Here is a 21,731-nt window from a genome sequence, read left to right as displayed (position 1 = left end):
GCTGGCCGTACTGCTGCGGCGGCTGCTGCTGGCCCCGGTCGTCACCGGTCAGCTTGTCCGCGGCGCTCCGCACGATGCCACGCCAGTCCGTCCCGCCCTGCTGCGATCCGGCGCCGGGCGCGGTTCCCCCCTGCCCACGCTTCTGGAGCTGCTTGTCGATGACCTTCGAGGCCATGCCGATGATGCGGTTGAGGTTCGCCATGCCCCGACCTTTGCGTCCTCACATGTGGACGACCGGTACCGAAGCGGGGGTTCGCCGGGGCATCCGATGGGGATCCCCTGTGAGAGTCGATCTGCATATCAGCGGACACATGCACGTAGGCTGGCTCCGGTCGCGTCATCGCCGAAGCGCGACCTGGGCGAAAGCGTGAGGCCCGGGACTGCGACAACAGTTCCGGGCCTCGATTCGCCTTCCGAGTGGAAAGCCAAGGGATGCATCAACCATCCCGATTCCAACGCTCGGAACCGATGGTAGCCGAGCCCGCTCGGCGACGCATCCCTCGGCCGAAGCTCCTCGTGTCAGCCGGCGACGACACCAGGAGGTCAGCGATGTCGAACGACGCCGATGATCGGTCCAGACGTCGGGTGCCCTGGCTGGGGATCGCGAGCTTGCTCGTGACCGTGGTCAGGCTCCTGATCGACCTGTCCCGCAAGGACTGAGGACCCGGGTGTCCCGCACCACAGCCGGTGGTGCGGGACACCTGTCAATCGCGTCAGGACAGGATGCGCGCGAGGAACGCGTTGCGGAACCGCCCCGTGGGGTCGAGGTCACGGGCGAGTGCGGCGAAGTCGGACAGCCGCGGGTACGCCTCGTGCAGCCGCTCGGCGCCGGCAGCGGAGACCTTGCCCCAGTGCGGCCGCGGGTCGAAGGGCTCGAGGACGTCCTCGATCCGGGTGACCGCCGCGGCCACGGCGGCGGCGTCCCGGCGGAACGTGAAGTGCAGACCGACCGACTGTCGGCCGGATGACGGCGCGAGCCAGGCGGTGTCGGCCGCGATGGTGCGGACCTCGGCGGCGATGAGGATCGGCGCGAACAGCGACGCCAGCGGTCGGAGCGCCTCGAGTGCCGCCACGGCCGAGGCCGCGGGGATCAGGTACTCGGCCTGGATCTCGGCCCCGGTCGAGGGGGTGAACGAGGACCGGAAGTGCGGCAGCCGCTCGGCCCACGGCCCTGGCACGCCGCCCTGCTCGGTGACCCCGGCAGGGTCGTTCTCACCCGGGTGCACCGGACCCGAGGCTGCACGGGCTCCGAGGGCCACGAGGTCGACCGTCGGTGCGGCCTCGTCGACGCGGTGCTTGACCCAGACCTGCCGGGCGCCCCGGTCGTCGAACGACGTGAACATCGACACCGAGTACGCGTCGGACATCACCTGGTCGAACTGCGCGGCCACGGCCTCCCACGGCAGGTCGAGGTGCACCGTCGTGGCGACCTGGAACGTCGGCTCGATCGCGAGCTCCACCGCGGTGACGACGCCGAGCGCGCCGATCCCCACGCGGTGGGCGTCGAGCAGCCCGTCCGGCGACGCAGCGTCGACGTGGTCGAGCGCGCCGGAGGCGCGCACCACGTCGAGGCCGACCACCGCCTGCGCGAGCGACGGGTTCCGCACACCGGAGCCGTGCGTCCCCGTGGCGACGGCACCGGCCGTGGAGATGTGCGGCAGGGACGCGAGGTTCCCGAGGGCCCAGCCACGGGCCTCCAGTCCGGCCGCGACCTGGCTGTGCGTCATGCCCGCGGCCACACGGACCACCCGCCGGGCCGTGTCGATGTCGAGCACGGGCGGCAGGTCCGACAGCGAGACCTGGACGGCATCCGTGTCGGCGATGGTGTTGAACGAGTGTCGCGAGCCGAGCGCCGTCAGGCGCGGCGTCGAGGCGACGAGCTGCTGGAGCTCGTCCACCGACGTCGGGCGGGCCAGCGCCGAGGCGCGGTAGGTGACGTTGCCCGCCCAGTTCGTGCGCGTGCGCTCGGCCGCGATCACGTCGTCCATCGTGGGTCCTGACTCCCCTAGAAGCCGCGGTCGAGACGGTGCCACGTCTGCTGGAGACGCAGCTCGTCGCGGAACCCGCGTGCGGTGGTGTGCTCGTCGATCACCAGGAACTCCGTGCCGACCATCGTCGCGAAGTCCTCGACGACCTGCAGGCCGACCGCCGTCGTCATGACGGTGTGGTGCGCGGCGCCGGCGGTGAGCCAGGCCTCGGCGGCGACGGGGAACGACGGCCGGGGCTCCCAGACCGCACGGCCGACGGGAAGCTTCGGCAGGGCCTCGGTCGGGGGCACGACGTCGACGACGTTCGCGGTGAGGCGGAACCCGTCGCGGGTGTCGGAGAGCGCGACGACGACGGCCTCGCCGGAGTCGGCGGTGAAGACCAAGCGGACCGGGTCGTCCTTGCCGCCGATGCCGAGCGGGTGGATCTCGAGCGCCGGCTTCGTGGTGGTGAGCGTCGGCGAGACCTCGAGCATGTGCGCCCCGAGGATCTTCTCGGCGCCCGGGGTGAGGTCGTAGGTGTAGTCCTCCATCAGGCTCGCACCACCGGGCAGGCCGGCGCCGGCGACGTTCATCGCGCGGACCAGGACCGAGGTCTTCCAGTCGCCCTCGGCGCCGAAGCCGTAGCCGTCGGCCATCAGGCGCTGCACGGCCAGGCCCGGCAGCTGCTTGAGCGAGCCGAGGTCCTCGAAGTTCGTGGTGAAGGCGGCGCTTCCGTTCTGCGCGAGCAGCGTGCGGAGGCCGATCTCGATGGCGGCGCCGTCGCGGAGCGCGGCGTGACGCTCGCCACCGTCGCTGCGGAGTGACGGGTCCACGTCGTAGTCGCGCTCGTACGTCGCCACGAGCGCGTCGACCGCTGCCGTGTCCGCTGCTGCGGCGTCCACCGCTGCTGCGAGCTCGTTGACCGCCCACGTGTTGACCTGCACGCCGAGCTCGATCTCGGCCTCGGTCTTGTCGCCCTCGGTGACGGCGACGTAGCGCATGTTGTCGCCGAAGCGGGTGAGCTTCAGCTCGCGGACGGCCGCGGCACCTGCGGCGGCACGGGTCCAGTTCGCGACGCGCTGCTGGACGCGCGGGTCCGAGACGTGGCCGACGGCCGTGGCGTGCCGGACGCCCAGGCGGGCCAGGGCGTAGCCGAACTCACGGTCGCCGTGCGCGGCCTGGTTGAGGTTCATGAAGTCGAAGTCGATGTCCGCCCAGGGCAGCGTGACGTTCGCCTGCGTGTGCAGGTGCAGCAGCGGCTTGGTCAGGGCCTGCAGGCCGCCGATCCACATCTTGGCCGGGCTGAACGTGTGCATCCACGTGGTGACACCGATGACCTTGTCGTCGGCGCTCGCCTCGATGAGCGCCCGGCGGATGCCGTCGGCGTCCTTGAGGACGGGCTTCCAGACGAGCTGCGCCGGCAGGTGCCCGGCGAGCTCCGCGTGGACGGCCTTGCTCTGCTCCTCGACCTGGCGCAGGGTCTCCTCGCCGTAGAGCCCCTGGGAGCCGGTGAGGAACCAGACCTCGTAGCTGTCGAGCGTGGCCTGGGGGTCGACGGTGGTGTCCTGCGTCATCGCATGGCTCCTTCGGGGTTCTGTCCGTAGACGTTCTGGTAGCGATCGAAGAGTCGATCGATGTCTGCTTCGGGGATCGGGACGACCTCGCCTCCCTGCTTCGCGATGTGGACGGTCCGTGCCACGTCCTCGCACATCACGGCGGCCTTGACGGCGTCCTTCGCGTCCTTGCCGATCGTGAAGACGCCGTGGTTCTGCATCAGGACCGCACGGCTGCGGTGACCGCTCAGGGTGTCGACGATGCCGTGGCCGATCGAGTCGTCGCCGATGATCGCGAACGGGCCGACCGGGATCGGTCCGCCGAACTCGTCCGCCATCGCCGTGATCACGCACGGGATCGCCTCGGCGCGGGCGGCCCAGGCGGTGGCGTACGTCGAGTGGGTGTGCACGACACCGCCGACCTCGGGCATGTTCCGGTACACGTAGGCGTGCGCAGCGGTGTCGCTCGAGGGGCCGTGCGCGTTGCCCCAGCCCTCGGCCGGCACGCCGTCGAGGGTGCAGACGACCTGGTTCTCCGGCGTCAGGTCGTCGCTCGACACCCCGCTCGGCTTGATGACGAACAGGTCCGTACCGGGCACGCGCTCGGAGACGTTGCCGCCGGTCCAGATCACGAGGCCGTAGCGGACGAGTTCGCCGTGCAGGCGCGCGACACGCTCCCGCGTCGTCGCCACCGCCTGGCGTGTGGTCTCGTCGATCGCGTCCGTCATCGGGTCACTTCCTCTGTCTGGAGGCGCGGGTCGGCGCCGTCGGTCGCTTCGGTCGGTCCTGTGGTCGCGCTGGGGCGGGTCGCCGCCGCGGCGACGTCCTGCACGGGCAGTGCCGCCCGGTAGCGGTCCAGGTACGTCTGGAACCCGGCGACGTCCGCCGGCTCGGGTTCGGCCACGTGCACGGCGTCCCCGCCGAACACGGTGTCCGACAGGTAGTCGGCGAGCTGCTGGTCGGTGTGCTCGAGGTAGGCGGCCAGCACCGCGATCCCCCACGCTCCGCCCTCGCCCGCGGTCTCCTCGAGCGCGATCGGCACGCGCAACGCCGCCGCGAGCAGCCGCTGCGGGCTGCCGGGCGTCCGGAAGAGCCCGCCGTGCGCCGTCATCCGGTCCACCTGCACCTGTTCGCCGTGCAGGACGTCCATGCCGATGGCCAGGGTCGCGAAGGCGCCGTGCACCTCGGAGCGCACCAGGTTGCCGAGCGTGAAGCGTGCGCCGGGGGTGCGGAGCAGCAGGGGCCGGCCGTCCTCGACGTGGGTGACCGGTTCGCCCGCCAGGTAGTTGAAGGAGAGCAGGCCGCCGGCGTCCGGGTCGGTGTCGTCGGCGACGGCCTCGGCGAGCAGCGTGGCGTAGACGTCGTCGATGCCGATCGGCGTCGCGCCGGTCCGCTCGCTCGAGGCCTCGGCGAAGCGCCCGAACACCCGGGCCCAGCTCGCGATCTCGCTCGCGCCGTTGTTGCAGTGCACCATCGCCACGGCGTCCCCGGCCGGGGTGGTGACGACGTCGAGTTCCTCGTGCGCCGTGGTCAGCGGCTGCTCGAGCACGACCATCGCGAAGATGCTCGTGCCGACACTGACGTTGCCGGTGCGCGGAGCGACCGCGTTCGTCGCGACCATGCCGGTGCCGGCGTCCCCCTCGGGCGGGCAGAGCGGCGCACCGGGTTCGAGCGTGCCGGTCGGGTCGAGCCAGGCCGCTCCCTCGGGGGTCAACTCGCCCGCTTCGGCGCCGGCCACCAGGACCTCGGGCAGCAGGGACCGCAGGTCCGGCAGGCCGATCAGGTCCTCCGCGGTGGCGAGCATGGCGGGGTCGAAGTCCTTGGCACCGGGGTCACCGGGGCCGCTGTCGACGGGGCCGCCCTCGATGGGGAACATGCCGCTGGCGTCACCGACACCCAGCGCGTTCCGGCCGGTCAGACGACGGTGGACGTAGCCGGCCAGGGTCGTCACACCGGCGATCTCGGCCACGTGCGGCTCGTCGTCGAGGACCGCCTGGTACAGGTGCGCGATCGACCAGCGCAGCGGGATGTTGAACCCGAGGGCGTCGCTGAGCCGTTCGGCTGCGGGACCCGTGGAGGTGTTGCGCCAGGTGCGGAACGGCACGAGCAGCTCGCCCGCGGCGTCGAACGTCAGGTAGCCGTGCATCATCGCGCTCACGCCCACCGCGCGGAAGGTCGTCGGGGTCACGCGGTAATGCGACTCGACGTCGGCGACCAGGGCGGCGTACGCGGCACGGAGTCCGGTCTCGACGGCATCGAGTGAGTAGGTCCAGCGCCCGTCGACGTACTCGTTCTCCCACTCGTGGGACCCGGCTGCGATGGGGACGAGGTCTTCGTCCACCAGACAGGCCTTGATGCGGGTGGAGCCGAGCTCGATCCCGAGCGTGGTGCGGCCGTCCACGATCCGCTGTCGGCGGTCGTCGCCCATGCGTTCCTCCAGAACCTCGTCGTCCTCAGTGAGCGCTCACATCCTGGCACGTGAGCGCTCACACACGCAACGCGGCGGCGCGCCGCCCGTCCTGCCCGTCCCACTCGTCCGCCCGCTTCCCCCGCCGGTCGAAACTCCCCGCTCAGTTCCGCCGACCGGTCACGAACCGTCGTCCGGCGCACCTGCAGCCGACCGTTCCTGACCAATCGACGTCCCACGCACGACGGGTCGTGACCGCGCGACGCACGAGGGCGAAGACGACATGCGACCACTCGCCGCCCCGCACCCGGGCATGTCCCGACCACTCGCCGCCCCACACCCGCGCGAGTCCTGACCCCTCGCTGCCCCACACCCGTGAGCGCCGACCCGCCGAACCCACAACACCCCGAACAGCGGCGCGCGGGACGGCCACGACACCCCGTTGCCTCCCCGCCCCGCGGTCACGAACGGTCGGCTGGAGGCGCACAGAGCGACGGTTCGTGACCACTCGACCACGGCGGACGGGGTGTCGTGACCGACCTACGCCCCGACGGTGCTCTCGCGGATGACGAGCGACGGGGTCACGGCCGCCGACGCCGCGGTCCCGCCGTCGATCAGGGCGAGGAGCGCCTGCCCCGCGACGCGCCCGAGCTCCTCGAGCCGCAGGTCGACCGTGGTCAGCGGCGGCCTCGAGGCGAGCGCCATCACGTCCCAGTCATCGAAGCCCGTGACCGCGACGTCTCCCGGCACCGAGCGTCCGAGCTCCCGCAGCCGGTCGCACACGCCCCGGGCGATCTGGTCGCTGCCACAGACGATCGCGTCGACGTCGGGCGACTGCCGGGCCAGCACGTCCACGGCCTGCCGCCCCCAGCGCTCCGACCACTCGCCGTGCAGCGGCTCGGTGACCAGGTGCGACCCGAGCACCGACGTGGCACCGGCGACGCGACGCGCTGCCGACCGGTGCCGCGCCGGCCCCGTCACGATCGCGACCCGCTGCCTCCCGAGCGAGCGCACGTGCGAGGCGACGAGTGCCGAACCGGCGGCGTCGTCGAGGGTGACCGACACGTCGGCGTCGTCGGTCGAGGGTGTGAAGGCGTAGACGACCGGGATCGACACGTCGATCGGGGGCCGGGCGTCGGCGGAGCGGCCGGTCACGATGATGCCGTCGACACCGCGGGCCGCCAGGGAGCGCAGGTAGTGGGCCTCGCGCACGTGGTCGTCGCGGGTGTCGCACAGCAGGACGGCCATCCGCCCGGCGGACAGGGCGTCCTCGGCACCGAGCAGCACCGGGATCGAGAACCGGCCGAACGAGTCGGTGGTGATCATGCCGACGGTGTAGGTCCGCCCCGAGGACAGCGCGCGGGCACGGGCGTCGCCGACGAACCCGAGCTTCTCGGCGGCTTCCTTCACCCGCAGCCGGGTGGCGTCCCGCAGCTGTCCTGTGCCGTTCAGCGCCTTCGACGCGGTGCCGATCGACACTCCGGCGAGCGCCGCCACGTCGGTGATCCGGATCGGCTGTCCGGTGCGTTCGAGCGTCACGGCAACCACCTTTCCGATGACCAGGACGTGCCGATGACTTTACACAAAAGCACCGGAATGCTCTTGCGCGACGTGCGCCCCGTGTCGTAGCGTCCACCGCAGAAACCGTTTTCCGGATCGATGACGACCCGGACGGCCCGAGTCACATCGCAAGGAGGCGACATGACCACCACGCTCGCGACCGATCGCGGCGCGCACACCGCGACCCCGGTCCTCCCGACCGCCGACGCGCACCTCACGCTCCGGCCGCTGCCGACCGGCGACGCCCGGATCACGGGCGGCTTCTGGGCGCTCCGACAGGAGCGCAACGGCCGCGACGCCGTGCGGAGCGGCTACCAGCAGCTCGAGACGGCCGGTAACTTCCGCAACCTGCGCATCGCCGCGGGGCTCGAGGAGGGCGAGGCCGTCGGCCCGATCTTCATGGACTCGGACGTGACGAAGTGGCTCGAGGCCGTGGCGTGGGAGTACGGCCGCGCCCCCGCCGAGGACCTGCTCGACCTGCAGCGCGAGGTCACCGCGCTGTACGCCCGGGCACAGGCCGAGGACGGGTATTTGGACTCCGTGCAGCAGGTCCGCGGCAAGGGCGAGCGGTACACGGACCTCAAGTGGAGCCACGAGATGTACTGCGCCGGGCACCTGTACCAGGCGGCCGTGGCCCAGCACCGTGCGACGGGCGACACCGGGCTCCTCGACGTCGCGATCAAGAACGCCGACCACCTGGTCCGCACGTTCGGCGACGGCACCGCCCCGGACGGCACGCCGAAGACCCGCGACGTCGACGGCCACCCCGTCGTCGAGATGGGCCTGGTCGAGCTGTACCGCGAGACCGGCGACCGCGCCTACCTCGACCTGGCGCACTGGTTCGTCGATGCCCGGGGCCACGGGATCATCGAGCGCGCCGGCGGCGAGCCGACGTACTTCTCCGACCGGGTGCCGAGCCGCGAAGCCACGACGGTGGAGGGCCACGCGGTCCGCGCCGTGTACCTGGCCGCGGGTGCCGTGGACGTCGCGATCGAGACCGGGGACACCGAGCTCCTCACCGCGAGCGAGACGCAGTTCGCGGACATGATGGCGACGAAGGCGTTCATCACCGGCGGCCTCGGGGCTCGCTGGGACTGGGAGGCGTTCGGCGACCCGTACGAGCTGCCGACCGACCGCGGCTACGCCGAGACCTGCGCGGCGATCGGCGGGGTGCAGTGGGCCTGGCGCCTGCTGCTCGCGACCGGCAAGCCCGTGTACGCGGACGCGATCGAGCGCCTGCTCTACAACGCGTTCCTCGCCGGGGTGAGCCTGGCCGGCACCGAGTACTTCTACGTGAACCCGCTGCAGCAGCGCGACCACGCCCACCAGGACGAGAACCGCTCCCCCGCCCACGGGCGTCGCGGCTGGTTCGACTGCGCCTGCTGCCCGCCGAACATCATGCGGACCTTCGCGAGCCTCGACGGCTACCTGGCGACCGCGACGGACGGCGGGTTGCAGATCCACCAGTACGCCACCGCGGACCTCGGTCCGGTGCGCGTCGACACCGACTCCCCGCACGACGGCCGCGTCCGTGTCACGGTCACCGAGGACGGCCCGCTCGCCCTGGGCCTGCGGATCCCGGCCTGGTCGGACACCACGACCGTCACGGGTCCGGACGGGTCCGCGAACCCCACGGCGGGCACGCTGCACGTCGTCGACCGCGAGTGGTCGGCGGGCGACACCGTCGAGCTCGTCTTCGACACGACGCCGCACCGGTACGTCGCCGACGCCCGCATCGACGCCGCCCGCGGGCAGGTCGCGATCGAGCGCGGCCCGCTCGTGTACGCGGTCGAGCAGGCGGACCAGCGGGGCTTCACGGTCGACGACCTGACGGTCGACGCCGACGCGCCGATCACCGAGGAACACCGCGGCGACCTGCTCGACGGCGTCGTCACGCTGCGGATCCCGGGGCACGCCCCGGCCGAGCACGTGCAGCCGGCCTGGCCGTACCAGCGTCTGGACGGGCCGGGAGGCGCGACCACGGCCCGCGACGCGACCAACGTCGACGACGTGGCCGGTCCGCAGGGCGCCACCACGGGCCTCCAGGCCGGTCGCGACGTCCACGACGTCACCGCCACCGCGGTCCCGTACTACGCGTGGGCGAACCGGGGAGCCGCGCCGATGCGCGTCTGGCTCCCGCTGGCGCGGTGACCGGCGTGGACCGCCGTGCGTTCCTCGTCGGCGGCGTCGCCGGCGGGGCAGCCCTCGCCCTGGCCGGGTGCTCCGGCACCCTGCCGAAGGTCGTCGCGAAGCCCGCGAGCTTCGGGAAGGACGCGACCGGCACGGTGCAGGTGTGGTGCCGGTCGGCGACCCAGGCCGGCCTGACGTCGGCCGTCGCCGGGTTCAACAAGGCGAACCCGGAGCTGCAGGTCCAGCTGACCCCGGTGCCGGACGCGCAGTACGTGACCAAGCTGGCGACCGCGATCCGCGGCGGTGAGCCGCCGGACGTCGTGGACATCGACGACATCAACTCGCAGCTGTTCATCTTCCGCGAGGCGTTCGCCGACCTGACCGACGTGGTCAAGAACCTGGACTACTTCGATGCGATCTCGCCGGGGCACCTGCGCCTGCTCGAGTACCGCGACCGGTACTACGGGCTGCCGTACCTGGCGGACAACTCGCAGCTGTTCGTCAACACCGAGCTGTTCGAGCGTGCGGGCCTCGACGTCGAGGAATCGACGAAGGACCTGTCCACGCTGCTCGACGCGGCGAAGGCCATCCGGAAGCTCGACGACGACGTGTACGGCTGGTCGATCTCCGGCAACGCCGCCGGCATCATCGGCTTCGTCACGCAGCCGCACGTCTGGGCGACCGGCGTCGACATGATGACCGGCGAGGTCGGCTCCCAGCGGCCGAACATCACCGGAAACGAGGCCCTCGAACGCATGCTCGAGTTCTACCGGCAGCTGTGGAAGGACGGCGTGCTGTCGAAGGCGACGTTCTCCGACGCCGGCACCACGTGGGGTGCCGACTTCCGGGCCGGCAAGGTGGGGATCTTCCCGACCTCGTACGGGGCGACCGTGCCCGCGGCCACCAAGGCGATGCGGGCGAAGATGCAGACGGTGCTCATCCCGTCGTGGGACGGCCAGCGGTCGTTCTTCGACGGCGGCGACAACATGTGCATCCCGAACGGGGCGGCGAACCCGTCCGGTGGATGGGCGTTCATGCAGTACGCGAACGCGCTCCAACAGCAGCAGGCACTGCCGGACGGCGGGTACTTCCCGACGCGGTCCGACGCCGCCACCCCGGAGTACCGCAAGCGGTTCCCGCTGGCGTACGGCCCGCTCGACGCCATCGAGAAGGGCTACGCGCCGCAGACGCTGGCGTACAACCTGCTCAACAACCAGCCGTCGTCGCCGTACTTCGCGATGTTCCGCGAGGCCGTGTTCGGGTCGGGGAGCGCTGCCGCCATGCGGACGGCGCAGTCCGACTACCAGCGGATCCTCGACCAGGTGCAGGCCTGAGTCTGCCTGCTCGCTCGTCCCGCTCGTCTCGGGCTCTGGCTCGTCTCGCTCTTGTTGATGCACAGAGAGGTGCACGCATGTCGACCATCTCCACCCGGCGTCCCGCCGGCCGGACCGGCCCGGGCCGTCCCACCGTGGGCCGCGGCCCGGGGCGCGGCGGCTCCGCCCGGACCCGCAACTCGCTCACCCACCCGCCGCGCACCGGCGCCGTCCTCGTCGCCCCGGCGATCCTGTTCGTCGCCGTCTTCGTGCTCGTCCCGCTCGTGTTCGCGCTCTACATCTCGTTCACGAACTGGCCCCTGATCGGCCCGTACCGGTTCATCGGGCTGCAGAACTACCTGACGCTGTTCCAGGACCCGACGTTCGTGCACGCGATCGGCTACACGCTGCTGTACACGGCGATCGTGACCCTGCCGATCCTGGCGCTCGGGTACTTCTTGGCCGTGCTCGTCCGGGCCCGCCGCCGCGGCAGCACGATCCTGCGGACGGTGTTCTTCCTGCCGTACGTGGTCGGGCTGACGACGCTCTCGTTCATGCTCGTGCTCGAGGCGCAACCGAACTCCGGCGCCGTCAACATGGTGCTCCGCTGGCTCGGGATCACCGACGGCAGCACCGCGTGGCTCGTGAACGGCCCGCTGGCGACGGTGCTCATCTGCGTGCTCGTGGTCTGGGCGGTGTCGGGCTTGACGATGGTGCTGCTCATGTCGGCGATGCAGGGCGTCCCCGACGAGGTCTACGAGTCCGCGCAGCTCGAAGGGGCGTCCTGGTGGCAGACCGAACGCCTCATCACGTTCCCGATGATCCGCTCCACCGTCGCGCTGAGCGTCATCATCTCGGTGATCGGGTCGCTGCTGGCCTTCAACCAGTTCTACATCCTGACCCAGGGCGGGCCGGGCACCGAGACCACCACCATCGTGAACGCGATCTACAACCGCGGGTTCGTGAACCTGCAGCTCGGGGCCGCGACCGCCCAGTCGATCGCCCTCGTCGTGGTGATCGCCGCCGTGACGGTGTTCCAGTTCTGGGCACTGCGAGAGAAGGACTGACGCCATGAGCACCACGACCTCCCGTGCGGCCCTCTCGGCGCCGGACCTGTCCACCAGGACCCTGACCACCACGGGCGACGGCCGACGTCGGCGCCACCAGCAGGGCAGCGTCCAGCACCCGCGCGACACCACCGTGAAGCGCACCCTGTACGCGATCGCCGGCATCGGTTCCGCGCTCGTGTTCGGTGTCCCGCTCATCTGGTCGATCCTGCGGGCGTTCCAGTCCGAGGCCGTCATCACGCAGGCCCCGGACCCGGCGACGTTCTTCCAGCTCGGGTGGCAGAACTTCGCCGCCGTGTTCGCCTCGTCGTCGCACCTGCTCACCGGCGTCGTGAACTCGCTCATCGTGTCGATCGCCACGGCGGTGCTGACCGCGGTCATCGCGACGATGGCCGGCTACGGCTTCGCCCGCTTCCGGTTCCGGGGATCCGGCGTCGTGTTCGGCCTGGTGCTGCTGACGATGATGGTGCCGTTCCAGGCCATCCTCACGCCGCTGTACCTCGAGATGAACGCGATGGGGCTGACGAACTCGCTGCTCGGGCTCGTGCTGTTCTACACGACGGTGAACCTGCCGTTCGGGGTGTTCGTGATGCGGAACGCGTTCGAGTCGATCCCCACCGAGCTCGAGGACTCGGGGTTCGTCGACGGGGCCTCGCGCTTCCGGGTCGTCGTGTCGGTGCTCCGCCCGCTCCTGCTGCCCGGGGCGGCGACCGCGGCACTGTACGCGTTCCTGGCGTCGTGGACGGAGTTCCTCGGAGCGCTGACGTTCCTGACGAAGGACTCGCTGTACACGCTGCCGGTCGCGCTGCTCAACCTGCAGACCGGGGCGTACGGGCAGGTGTCCTACGGCAACCTCGTCGCCGGGTCGGTGGTGGCGATGATCCCGTGCATCGCGCTGTACGTCGGGTTGCAACGGTTCTACGTCGCCGGGCTGTCGTCCGGGGCGTTGAAGGGCTGACGGTCGGGTCAGCTCGGGGTCGTGCGCGGTGTCGCACCGTGCGCGGCCCCTCGGTCGGTGCGGGGTCGTGCGCGGCTTCGCACCGTGCGCGGCCCCTCAACCGGTGCGGTGTTGATCGCTCGGTGCGGGACTGTAGCGCCGCACCGAGCGATCAACCTCGCACCGGCCGCACAACGCTGCACCGTGCGCCGCGGGCCGGCGCACGGAAGAACCTCGCACCACCCGCACACCGCCGCACGGTGCGAGGGGGCGCTACGTGCTGCGCCGCACCACCAGCTCGGGCGCGAGCAGCGTCTCGTCGCGGGGCTCCCCCTCGACCAGGGCCCGCACGGTGTCGAGCACCCGCTCCCCCATCGCCCGGAAGTCCTGCCGCACGGTGGTCAGCGGCGGCGTGAAGTGCGCGGCCTCGGGGACGTCGTCGAAGCCCACGACCGCGATGTCGTCGGGCACCCGCAGCCCCTCGTCGGCGAAGGCGTGCAGCACCCCGAGCGCCATCTGGTCGTTGCCCGCGAAGACCGCGTCGACCGTCCCCACGTCGATGTGCCGGGCAGCTGCGAAGCCGCTCGCCGGGGTCCAGTCGCCCTCGAGCACGACGGGTTCGAGCCCGGCGTCCTGCATGATCCGCACGTAGGTGGCACGGCGGACCTCGGACTCCTGCGACACGTGCGGTCCGGCGATGTGCACGATCCGGCGGTGTCCGCGGTCGAACAGGTGCTGCATCACGAGCGAGGTGCCGGCGGCCTGGTCGATCGCGACCGCGGCGACGCTCGGCGCGACCGGGTTCCGGACGGCGTCGCGCTGCACCGCGTTCGACACCACGACGGGCACCGTGACCGGCACGGTGAGCGAGGCGAGGGCGTCGAGCACCCGGTTGTCAGCGGCGACGAGCACGATCGCGGCGACGTCCTGCGCGAGCAGCGTGGTGAGCGCTCCGGACAGGTCGGACGGCGTCGGTTCCTCGGGCAGGGTGGACAGCAGCACGTGGTACCCGGCGGACCGCGCGGCCCGTTCGAAGCCGATCGAGGTGCTCGACGGTCCGTACAGCGCGTCGCCGGCGGTGATGATGCCGAGCGCCTTGCTCCGCCCGCCGGCGAGTGCCCGGGCGGCGGCGCGGGGCCGGTACCCGAGCGCGGTGACGGCGTCGGTGACCTGCGTCCGGTACTGCTCGCGGACGGTCGGGTCACCGTTGATGACACGCGAGACGGTCTGGTGGGACACGCCCGCGCGTTCGGCGACGTCGAAGATCGTCGGGGCCTTCCGGCGCTTGCCGCCCGTGCCCTCGGGGGCGGTCCTGGTGCTCACGTGGCCAACCGTACCGCTCGGTCCGGCCACCGCGGCAAGATCACGAAACGGCGACGCTGAGTTGACACCCCGTCACGGAACCCACAAGATGTGAGCGCTCACACGAGCGCATCCCGCGGGGCACAGCAGCCCCGGCACCCGACCGCGTCGAGGACGACGCGAAGGAACAGAGGTACTTCGATGATGAAGCGCAGGATCATCGCGGGCGTCGCAGCCGTCGGCATCGCGATCTCGCTGGCCGCTTGCTCGGCCGGCGGCCGTGCATCCACCGATGGTGGCGGCAGCGGCGACAACAAGGGCGCCCTCGTCGGCGTCGCCATGCCCACCAAGGTCTCCGAGCGGTGGATCAAGGACGGCAACGCCGTCAAGAGCGACCTCGAGAAGGCCGGCTACAAGGTCGACCTCGAGTACGGCGACAACAAGGTCCAGCAGCAGGCCCAGCAGGTCAGCAACATGATCACCAAGGGCGCGAAGGTCCTGATCATCGCCTCGATCGACGGTGGCGCGCTCTCCGACCAGCTCGACGCCGCCGCCAAGGCCGGCATCAAGGTGATCTCGTACGACCGCCTGCTCACGGGCAACAAGAACGTCGACTACTACGTGTCCTTCGACAACGAGAAGGTCGGCGTCGACCAGGCGAACAGCCTGCTCACCGGCCTGGGTGTGCTCGACGCGGACGGCAAGAAGACCGGCGAGAAGGGCCCCTTCAACATCGAGGTCTTCGCCGGCTCGCTCGACGACAACAACGCCGGGTTCTTCTTCAACGGCGCCATGAAGACGCTCAAGCCGTACCTCGAGGACGGCACGCTGAAGATCCAGTCCGGCCAGGACAAGCTGTCCCAGGCCGCGACGCAGCAGTGGGACCCGGCCACGGCCAAGGCCCGCATGCAGAACCTGGTCGCCAAGTCCTACTCGGGCGGCACCACGCTCGACGGCGTGCTCTCGCCGTACGACGGCATCTCGATCGGCATCATCTCGGCACTGCAGGGTGCCGGGTACGGCACGAGCGACCGTCCACTCCCGACCGTCACGGGCCAGGACGCCGAGGCCGCCTCGGTCAAGTCGATCATCGCCGGGCAGCAGTACTCGACCATCTACAAGGACACGCGCAAGCTCGCCAAGCAGTCGGTCACCATGGCCGAGGACCTGCTCACCGGCAAGAAGCCCGAGGTCAACGACACCAAGAGCTACGACAACAAGGTCAAGGTCGTCCCGACCTTCCTGTTCCAGCCGACGGTCGTCACGAAGGACAACTACAAGGAAGTCCTCGTCGACTCGGGGTACTACACCGAAGCCGACCTGAAGTAGTCAGGGCCCATCTCTCGGACCGGAGGCGCGGTGCCAGCTGCGCACCGCGCCTCCAGTCCGTCTCCACCAGCGCGCGCACGCGCGCGCACGACGGAAAGGCGTCCACATGGCGGACACCATCCTCGAGATGCGGGACATCACCAAGACGTTCCCCGGCGTCAAGGCCCTGCAGGGGGTCACGATCGAGGTCGAGCGCGGCCAGGTCCACGCGATCTGCGGCGAGAACGGCGCAGGCAAGTCGACGCTGATGAAGGTGCTGTCGGGGGTCTACCCGGCCGGCTCCTTCGACGGCGAGATCCTGCTCGACGGCGAACCCGTGCGGTTCGCCAACATCAACGACTCCGAGGCCGCCGGCGTCGTCATCATCCACCAGGAGCTGGCCCTCAGCCCCTTCCTGTCGATCGCCGAGAACATCTTCCTCGGCAACGAGCAGTCCAAGGGCGGTTTCATCGACTGGAACAAGACGAACCTGACAGCAGCCGAGCTGCTGGGGCGCGTCGGGCTGAAGGACAACCCCGTCACCAAGGTCGTCGACCTCGGTGTCGGCAAGCAGCAGCTCGTCGAGATCGCGAAGGCGCTCTCGAAGGAGGTGAAGCTCCTCATCCTCGACGAGCCCACCGCCGCGCTGAACGACGACGACTCCGCGCACCTGCTCGAGCTCATCCGCTCGCTGCAGGCCGAGGGCATGACGGCGATCATCATCAGCCACAAGCTCAACGAGATCAAGGCGATCGCGGACAAGGTCACGATCATCCGTGACGGCAAGACCATCGAGACGCTCGACATGCGCGCCGACGATGTGTCCGAGGACCGCATCATCCGCGGGATGGTCGGCCGCGACCTGTCGAACCGGTACCCCGAGCGCGAGCACCCCGTCATCGGCGAGGAACTGCTGCGCATCGAGGACTGGACCGTCCACCACCAGCTCGACTCGTCGCGCGAGATCATCCACCGGGCGAACCTGAACGTCCGGGCCGGCGAGGTCGTCGGCATCGCCGGGCTGATGGGTGCCGGCCGCACCGAACTCGCGATGAGCGTCTTCGGCCAGTCGTACGGCACCGGCATCAGCGGCACCGTCTACAAGCGCGGCACGCCGATCAAGACGCACACCGTCTCGCAGGCGATCGACAACGGCATCGCCTACGTCACCGAGGACCGCAAGCGCTACGGCCTGAACCTGATCGACGACATCAAGCGGAACATCTCCGGGTCGGCGCTCGGGAAGCTCGCGAACTGGGGGTTCGTGAACTCCTCGGAGGAGACCACGGTCGCGAGCCAGTTCCTCAAGAGCCTCAACATCAAGGCGCCGAACGTCGACGTCGTGACGGGGAAGCTCTCCGGCGGGAACCAGCAGAAGGTCGTCCTGTCGAAGTGGATGTACGCCGACCCCGACGTGCTCATCCTCGACGAGCCCACCCGCGGCATCGACGTCGGCGCGAAGTACGAGATCTACACGATCATCAACCAGCTCGCCGACCAGGGGAAGGCGGTCATCGTGATCTCCTCCGAGCTCCCCGAACTGCTCGGCATCTGCGACCGCATCTACACGCTCTCCGAGGGCACCATCACGGCCGACGTCCCGCGCTCCGAGGCGACGCCCGAGGTCCTCATGCAGTACATGACCCAGGAACGGGAGACCCCTGTCAATGAACGCGCTTAAGTCCGCCGTCGGCTACCTCACCGGGCAGCTCCGACAGATCGGCCTGTTCATCGCGCTGATCGTCATCGTCATCTTCTTCCAGGTGACCACGAACGGCATCACGCTGGCCCCGATCAACGTGTCGAACCTGATCGTCCAGAACAGCTACATCCTCATCCTGGCCATCGGCATGGTGATGGTCATCATCGCCGGGCACATCGACCTGTCGGTCGGTTCGGTGGTCGCCTTCACCGGTGCCATGGCCGGCGTGATGATCACGCAGTGGAACATCCCGTGGCCCATCGCGGTCGTGCTCTGCCTGGTCGTCGGTGCCCTCGTCGGTGCCTGGCAGGGCTTCTGGATCGCCTACTTCGGGATCCCGGCGTTCATCGTGACGCTGGCGGGCATGCTCGCCTTCCGCGGCGCGGCCCAGATCGTGCTGCAGAACCAGCAGATCTCGCCGTTCCCGACCGGCTTCCGCTCGCTCGGCTCCGGCTTCCTGCCGTCCTTCGGCACCACCGGGTACGAGCCGCTCACGATGATCCTCGGCTTCGCCGCCGCGGCCGTCATGGTGATCGCAGCGTTCCGCGGTCGCATCACGCGTCGCAAGTACCAGCTCGAGAGCGAGCCGTTCGCCTGGTTCATCGTGAAGACGGCCTTCGGCGCCGTGCTCGTGATCTACGTGGCACTCCTGCTCGCCAGCTACAACGGCACCCCGATCGTGCTCGTCGTGCTCGGTGCGCTCGTGGTGATCTACTCGGTCGTCATGCGGAGTGCCGTGTTCGGCCGCCACATCTACGCGATCGGTGGCAACGCCCTGGCCGCGCAGCTGTCGGGTGTGAAGACGAAGCGGGTCACGTTCCTGCTCTTCGTCAACATGGGTGTCATCTCGGCCCTGGCGGGCGTGGTCTTCACCGGCCAGCTCAACCTGGCGGCTCCGGGCGCCGGCAACGGCTTCGAGCTCGACGCCATCGCCGCCGTCTTCATCGGTGGCGCGGCCGTCACCGGCGGCATCGGCACCGTGCCGGGTGCCATCGTCGGTGGTCTGATCATCGGCCTGCTGAACAACGGCATGTCGATCCTCGGTGTCGGTACCGAGTTCCAGTCCCTGATCAAGGGTCTGGTGCTGCTCGCCGCCGTCGCGTTCGACGTGTTCAACAAGCGCCGGGCGGCGTCCGCCCGCAAGTAGGGAGCGCGCGTTCGCGTTCGCTCGCGTTCGCTCGCGTTCGCTCGGTGAGCAGAAACGGTCGGGTCCTCGATGGGGACCCGACCGTTTCTGCTCACGAACGCGACAGGACGGCCCACCCCCCGGCCGGGAGGCGCAGGGTCCCGTCCCCGACATCGGCCCCGCCCGCCTCGACCTGCGTCGCGTCGGCCACGGGCACGTCGACGGGGTCGTCCGACAGGTTCAGGGCGGTCACCACGGCGGCGTCCGCCGTCGCGGTCCGCAGCACCACGGCGGTGTTGGTCAGGTGCACGACGTCGGTGTGTGCGCGGTGCAGCCACGGGTTCCGGCGGCGCAGGGCGATGAGCGCCTCGTACGCGTGCGTCAGGTCCGTCGGCTCCGGCACCTCGGCCGGGAACTCCGGGCGGACCGCGTCGTCGCCGCCCTCGCGTTCCTCCTTCACCCCGGTCCAGCCGTACTCGTCGCCCGCGTAGACCACCGGGGTCCCCGCCACCGTGAACAGCACCGCGGCGGCGTGCCCGGCGAACCGCTCCCCCACCGCGCTCGCGATCCGGGTGACGTCGTGGTTGCCGACGAACGTCGTCGGGGCGAAGGTGGCCAGCAGCGCGTCGTGCCGCTCGATCGCGTGCGCGAGCTCGTGACCGTTGCGGTCCGCGATGCCGTGCCAGATCCCCTGCCACAGCTCGTACTGGGTGAGCGAGTCCATCGTCGAGTCGCGTGCGATCGCCGCCGCGTCGCCGTGGATGACCTCACCGCTGAACCAGGCGTCCGGGAACCGCTCCCGCACCCGTGGCAGCACCCGCGCCCAGAACGCTGGCGGCACCGCGTACGCCGCGTCGAGCCGCCAGCCGTCGATCCCCCGCTCCAGCCAGTGCGTCATGACCTGCACCACGAGGTCCTCGGTGGCGCGGCTGTCGTGGTCGAGCGCGACGAGGATGTCGTGCCCCTCGAACAGCCCGACGGGCACGGGCTGTCCCGGCTGCCAGCCGGACCAGTCGATGGCGAACAGGTCGGCGGTCGGTGCCTCGGGGCCCTGTTCCGACAACGCGGTGAAGGCCGGGTGCTCGCGGCCGACGTGGTTGAACACCCCGTCCAGCAGGACCCGCACTCCATGCTCGTGCGCCGCGGTGACCAGACGGTCGAAGTCGGCGTCGTCGCCCAGGCGCGGGTCGATCCGGAAGTGGTCGACCGTGTCGTACCCGTGGGTCGAGCTCGCGAACACCGGGCCGAGCAACAGACCGTTCAGACCGAGGTCGACGACGTGGTCGAGCCACCCGGTCAGGCGGTCGAGGCGGTGTTCGAGCGGACGCTCCCCCACCGGCGTGGTCGGCCGGACCTCGGCGCCGACGAAGCCGAGCGGGTAGACGTGCCACCACATCACGTGCTGGACCCAGGCGGGGTCGGACGGACGGGTGGGGGCGGTGTCGGGGTTCACCGCTCCGATGCTGCCAGGTGCACCTGGGCCGGGTGCGTGGTCGCTGTGTACCCCCGCGGACGGCAGGACGAGGATGGGGTGATGGGACGGGCGATCAGGACGGAAGCCGATGCTTCGGCGTCGGAGTCGGCACACGCCGAGCGGACCTGCGCCTCGTGCGGTCGGCGGATGCCGTCGTCCGCGGCGCCGGAGTCGAAGTGGTGCTCGGGCGCCTGTCGCCGGCACGGTCTCGACGACACCGACCGGGCCCTCGAGCAGCGCATCGACGAACTGCTCGCAGCCCGGGCACGGACCTCGAGCATCTGCCCGTCCGAGGTCGCACGCTCGCTGGACCCGGACGACTGGCGACCGCTGATGGAGCCGGCACGGCGAGCCGCCCGGCGCATGGTCGCGCGCGGCGAGGTCGAGATCACCCAGGGCGGGTCCGTCGTCGACCCGTCGACCGCCAAGGGTCCGATCCGCATCCGCCGTCCGCGTTGAGGGAACACGTGTCGTCCAACGTGAGTTGCATCGAGGGATGACTGCAACCGGATCGACCGAACCGACCCCTGCCCGCCGCGAAGCCCTGGTCGTCGGAGCCAGTGGCATCACCGGTTCTGCCCTGGTGCGCCACCTGCTCGACCTCGGCTGGGACGTGACGGCGCTCTCCCGCCGACCGCTCGCCGAACAGGGCGTCCGGACCGTCGCGGCCGACTTGCGTGACCCCGAGAGCCTGGCGGCCGCACTCACCGACGAGCACCCGACCCACGTCTTCTTCACCGCCTGGCAGCGTCAGGAGACCGAGGCGGAGAACATCCGCGTGAACGGCGGCATGGTCCGCGACCTGCTCGCGGCGCTGTCGCACGCTCCGCTCGAGCACGTCGCCCTGGTCACCGGGCTGAAGCACTACCTCGGCCCGTTCGAGGCGTACGCCGCCGGCGAGATGCCCGACACCCCCTTCCACGAGGAGGAGCCGCGCCTCGACACCCCGAACTTCTACTACGCCCAAGAGGACGAGCTCTTCGCCGCCGCCGAGCGCCAGGGCTTCACGTGGTCGGTGCACCGCTCGCACACCGTGATCGGGCACGCCGTCGGCAACGCCATGAACATGGGCCTCACGCTCGCCGTGCAGGCCACCCTGGCGAAGGAACTCGACCTGGACTTCGTGTTCCCCGGCAGTGAGGCGCAGTGGAACGGCCTGACCGACATGACCGACGCCGGCATCCTCGCCGAGCACATGGTGTGGGCTGCGACGTCGCCCGAGGGTGCCGACGAGCCGTTCAACATCGTCAACGGTGACGTCTTCCGCTGGCGTTGGATGTGGCCGCGCCTGGCCGCGCTCCTCGGTGTCGACCCCGCGCGCGCGGTGGGCTACCAGGACACTCCGCGACCGCTCGAGGAGCAGATGGCCCCGTACGAGTCCGAGTGGGCCGGCATCGCCGAGCGCCACGGTCTCGCCGAGGCCGACATCAACCGACTCGCTTCGTGGTGGCACACCGACGCCGACCTGGGCCGTGCGATGGAGGTCGTCACCGACATGGGCAAGAGCCGAGACGCCGGGTTCACAGCGTTCCGTCGGACCGAACAGGCGTTCGCGGACCTGTTCGCCCGCTACCGGGCCGACCGGCTCATCCCCTGATCAGCGGCGCACATGTCCTGCCGCAGTGAACGGGGTACACCGCCGTCCGTACTGTCGGTGACACACCGCCGGGTCCACCGGTGATGCCCCCACCGGAAGGAATCACCATGTCGCTCGGAGACAAGGCCAAGGACGCCACCCAGAAGATCGTGGGCAAGGTCGAGGAGAAGGTCGGTGAGCACACCGACGACCAGGAGCTCCACGCCCAGGGCAAGAAGGACCAGCACATGGGCGAGGCGCGCATGCAGACGGAGAAGGCGAAGGACGCCGTCGACGACAAGTGAGCAC

At 70.5% G+C, this 21,731-nt stretch carries 17 protein-coding genes and 1 pseudogene; 10 read left to right on the top strand and 8 right to left on the bottom strand.

Going from position 1 to position 21,731, the window contains the following annotated elements:
• The 6 genes and pseudogenes from BIU95_RS18785 to BIU95_RS14205 all read right to left on the bottom strand — a co-directional run.
• Nucleotides 1-202 (bottom strand): annotated as a pseudogene (locus BIU95_RS18785) (hypothetical protein); the annotation flags it as partial.
• Between the two features lie 511 nt (nucleotides 203-713).
• Nucleotides 714-1,988 carry a D-arabinono-1,4-lactone oxidase gene (locus BIU95_RS14225; RefSeq protein WP_071251966.1) on the bottom strand — a complete coding sequence of 425 codons (1,275 nt, stop codon included), beginning with the start codon at nucleotides 1,986-1,988 and terminating at the stop codon, nucleotides 714-716.
• Between the two features lie 17 nt (nucleotides 1,989-2,005).
• Entirely contained in the window at nucleotides 2,006-3,541 is a 1,536-nt protein-coding gene (gene araA, locus BIU95_RS14220; RefSeq protein WP_071251965.1) for an L-arabinose isomerase, read from the bottom strand.
• Nucleotides 3,538-4,248, bottom strand: coding sequence for an L-ribulose-5-phosphate 4-epimerase (locus BIU95_RS14215; RefSeq protein ID WP_017888397.1), 711 nt, complete (start codon nucleotides 4,246-4,248; stop codon nucleotides 3,538-3,540). The genes araA and BIU95_RS14215 overlap by 4 nt, the downstream gene beginning before the upstream one ends.
• Nucleotides 4,245-5,948, bottom strand: coding sequence for a xylulokinase (locus tag BIU95_RS14210; RefSeq protein ID WP_071251964.1), 1,704 nt, complete (start codon nucleotides 5,946-5,948; stop codon nucleotides 4,245-4,247). The genes BIU95_RS14215 and BIU95_RS14210 overlap by 4 nt, the downstream gene beginning before the upstream one ends.
• A gap of 519 nt (nucleotides 5,949-6,467) precedes the next feature.
• Nucleotides 6,468-7,466: a LacI family DNA-binding transcriptional regulator gene (locus BIU95_RS14205; RefSeq protein ID WP_071251963.1), complete on the bottom strand. Its 999-nt coding sequence runs from the start codon at nucleotides 7,464-7,466 to the stop codon at nucleotides 6,468-6,470.
• A 162-nt stretch (nucleotides 7,467-7,628) separates the two neighbouring features.
• Here BIU95_RS14205 and BIU95_RS14200 point away from each other — a divergent pair, with 162 nt between their 5' ends.
• From BIU95_RS14200 to BIU95_RS14185, 4 genes are all read left to right on the top strand, one after another.
• On the top strand, nucleotides 7,629-9,638 hold the full coding sequence (locus BIU95_RS14200) for a glycoside hydrolase family 127 protein (RefSeq protein WP_071251962.1): 2,010 nt from the start codon (nucleotides 7,629-7,631) through the stop codon (nucleotides 9,636-9,638).
• The gene (locus BIU95_RS14195) at nucleotides 9,635-10,951 is read left to right on the top strand and encodes a sugar ABC transporter substrate-binding protein (protein ID WP_254783374.1); all 1,317 of its coding nucleotides are present in this window, start codon (nucleotides 9,635-9,637) and stop codon (nucleotides 10,949-10,951) included. Before BIU95_RS14200 ends, BIU95_RS14195 begins: the two co-directional genes overlap by 4 nt.
• A gap of 77 nt (nucleotides 10,952-11,028) precedes the next feature.
• Nucleotides 11,029-11,997 (top strand): carbohydrate ABC transporter permease, encoded by a 969-nt coding sequence (locus tag BIU95_RS14190; RefSeq protein WP_017888392.1) that lies wholly within the window; start codon nucleotides 11,029-11,031, stop codon nucleotides 11,995-11,997.
• 4 nt (nucleotides 11,998-12,001) lie between these two features.
• Complete coding sequence (locus tag BIU95_RS14185) at nucleotides 12,002-12,955, top strand: carbohydrate ABC transporter permease (RefSeq protein WP_083389389.1); 954 nt, start codon at nucleotides 12,002-12,004, stop codon at nucleotides 12,953-12,955.
• Between the two features lie 252 nt (nucleotides 12,956-13,207).
• On the opposite strand, the gene BIU95_RS14180 is transcribed toward BIU95_RS14185, so the two are convergent.
• Nucleotides 13,208-14,257, bottom strand: coding sequence for a substrate-binding domain-containing protein (locus tag BIU95_RS14180; protein ID WP_017888390.1), 1,050 nt, complete (start codon nucleotides 14,255-14,257; stop codon nucleotides 13,208-13,210).
• Nucleotides 14,258-14,437: 180 nt separating this feature from the next.
• On the opposite strand from BIU95_RS14180, the gene chvE reads away from it, so the two are divergent.
• From chvE to mmsB, 3 genes are all read left to right on the top strand, one after another.
• Nucleotides 14,438-15,565: a multiple monosaccharide ABC transporter substrate-binding protein gene (chvE, locus tag BIU95_RS14175; protein WP_017888389.1), complete on the top strand. Its 1,128-nt coding sequence runs from the start codon at nucleotides 14,438-14,440 to the stop codon at nucleotides 15,563-15,565.
• Between the two features lie 106 nt (nucleotides 15,566-15,671).
• A complete protein-coding gene (mmsA, locus tag BIU95_RS14170) occupies nucleotides 15,672-17,225 on the top strand; it encodes a multiple monosaccharide ABC transporter ATP-binding protein (protein ID WP_042540350.1) in 1,554 nt (517 codons plus the stop codon).
• Complete coding sequence (mmsB, locus tag BIU95_RS14165) at nucleotides 17,212-18,393, top strand: multiple monosaccharide ABC transporter permease (protein WP_017888387.1); 1,182 nt, start codon at nucleotides 17,212-17,214, stop codon at nucleotides 18,391-18,393. The genes mmsA and mmsB overlap by 14 nt, the downstream gene beginning before the upstream one ends.
• Before the next feature lie 91 nt (nucleotides 18,394-18,484).
• On the opposite strand, the gene BIU95_RS14160 is transcribed toward mmsB, so the two are convergent.
• The gene (locus BIU95_RS14160) at nucleotides 18,485-19,825 is read right to left on the bottom strand and encodes an alpha-amylase family glycosyl hydrolase (protein WP_254783372.1); all 1,341 of its coding nucleotides are present in this window, start codon (nucleotides 19,823-19,825) and stop codon (nucleotides 18,485-18,487) included.
• 81 nt (nucleotides 19,826-19,906) lie between these two features.
• Between BIU95_RS14160 and BIU95_RS14155 the strand changes: the two genes are divergently transcribed.
• From BIU95_RS14155 to BIU95_RS17835, 3 genes are all read left to right on the top strand, one after another.
• Nucleotides 19,907-20,305 carry a DUF3253 domain-containing protein gene (locus BIU95_RS14155; RefSeq protein WP_071251960.1) on the top strand — a complete coding sequence of 133 codons (399 nt, stop codon included), beginning with the start codon at nucleotides 19,907-19,909 and terminating at the stop codon, nucleotides 20,303-20,305.
• 37 nt (nucleotides 20,306-20,342) lie between these two features.
• Complete coding sequence (locus BIU95_RS14150; RefSeq protein WP_071251959.1) at nucleotides 20,343-21,443, top strand: SDR family oxidoreductase; 1,101 nt, start codon at nucleotides 20,343-20,345, stop codon at nucleotides 21,441-21,443.
• Nucleotides 21,444-21,550: 107 nt separating this feature from the next.
• Entirely contained in the window at nucleotides 21,551-21,727 is a 177-nt protein-coding gene (locus tag BIU95_RS17835; RefSeq protein ID WP_017888383.1) for a CsbD family protein, read from the top strand.
• Nucleotides 21,728-21,731 lie beyond the last annotated feature (4 nt).

Origin of the sequence: Curtobacterium sp. MCBA15_007, assembly GCF_001864905.1 — a bacterium.
Taxonomy (GTDB): Bacteria; Actinomycetota; Actinomycetes; order Actinomycetales; family Microbacteriaceae; genus Curtobacterium; species Curtobacterium poinsettiae.
This window is presented reverse-complemented; position numbering and strand designations above follow the sequence as displayed.

What these genes read in the sequence shown, in the direction of transcription:
- BIU95_RS14225 (WP_071251966.1), bottom strand. Translation starts at nt 1,988, where the DNA reads ATGGACGACGTGATCGCGGCCGAGCGCACGCGCACGAACTGGGCGGGC.
- araA (WP_071251965.1), bottom strand. Translation starts at nt 3,541, where the DNA reads ATGACGCAGGACACCACCGTCGACCCCCAGGCCACGCTCGACAGCTAC.
- BIU95_RS14215 (WP_017888397.1), bottom strand. Translation starts at nt 4,248, where the DNA reads ATGACGGACGCGATCGACGAGACCACACGCCAGGCGGTGGCGACGACG.
- BIU95_RS14210 (WP_071251964.1), bottom strand. Translation starts at nt 5,948, where the DNA reads ATGGGCGACGACCGCCGACAGCGGATCGTGGACGGCCGCACCACGCTC.
- BIU95_RS14200 (WP_071251962.1), top strand. Translation starts at nt 7,629, where the DNA reads ATGACCACCACGCTCGCGACCGATCGCGGCGCGCACACCGCGACCCCG.
- BIU95_RS14190 (WP_017888392.1), top strand. Translation starts at nt 11,029, where the DNA reads ATGTCGACCATCTCCACCCGGCGTCCCGCCGGCCGGACCGGCCCGGGC.
- BIU95_RS14185 (WP_083389389.1), top strand. Translation starts at nt 12,002, where the DNA reads ATGAGCACCACGACCTCCCGTGCGGCCCTCTCGGCGCCGGACCTGTCC.
- chvE (WP_017888389.1), top strand. Translation starts at nt 14,438, where the DNA reads ATGATGAAGCGCAGGATCATCGCGGGCGTCGCAGCCGTCGGCATCGCG.
- mmsA (WP_042540350.1), top strand. Translation starts at nt 15,672, where the DNA reads ATGGCGGACACCATCCTCGAGATGCGGGACATCACCAAGACGTTCCCC.
- mmsB (WP_017888387.1), top strand. Translation starts at nt 17,212, where the DNA reads ATGAACGCGCTTAAGTCCGCCGTCGGCTACCTCACCGGGCAGCTCCGA.
- BIU95_RS14155 (WP_071251960.1), top strand. Translation starts at nt 19,907, where the DNA reads ATGGGACGGGCGATCAGGACGGAAGCCGATGCTTCGGCGTCGGAGTCG.
- BIU95_RS14150 (WP_071251959.1), top strand. Translation starts at nt 20,343, where the DNA reads ATGACTGCAACCGGATCGACCGAACCGACCCCTGCCCGCCGCGAAGCC.
- BIU95_RS17835 (WP_017888383.1), top strand. Translation starts at nt 21,551, where the DNA reads ATGTCGCTCGGAGACAAGGCCAAGGACGCCACCCAGAAGATCGTGGGC.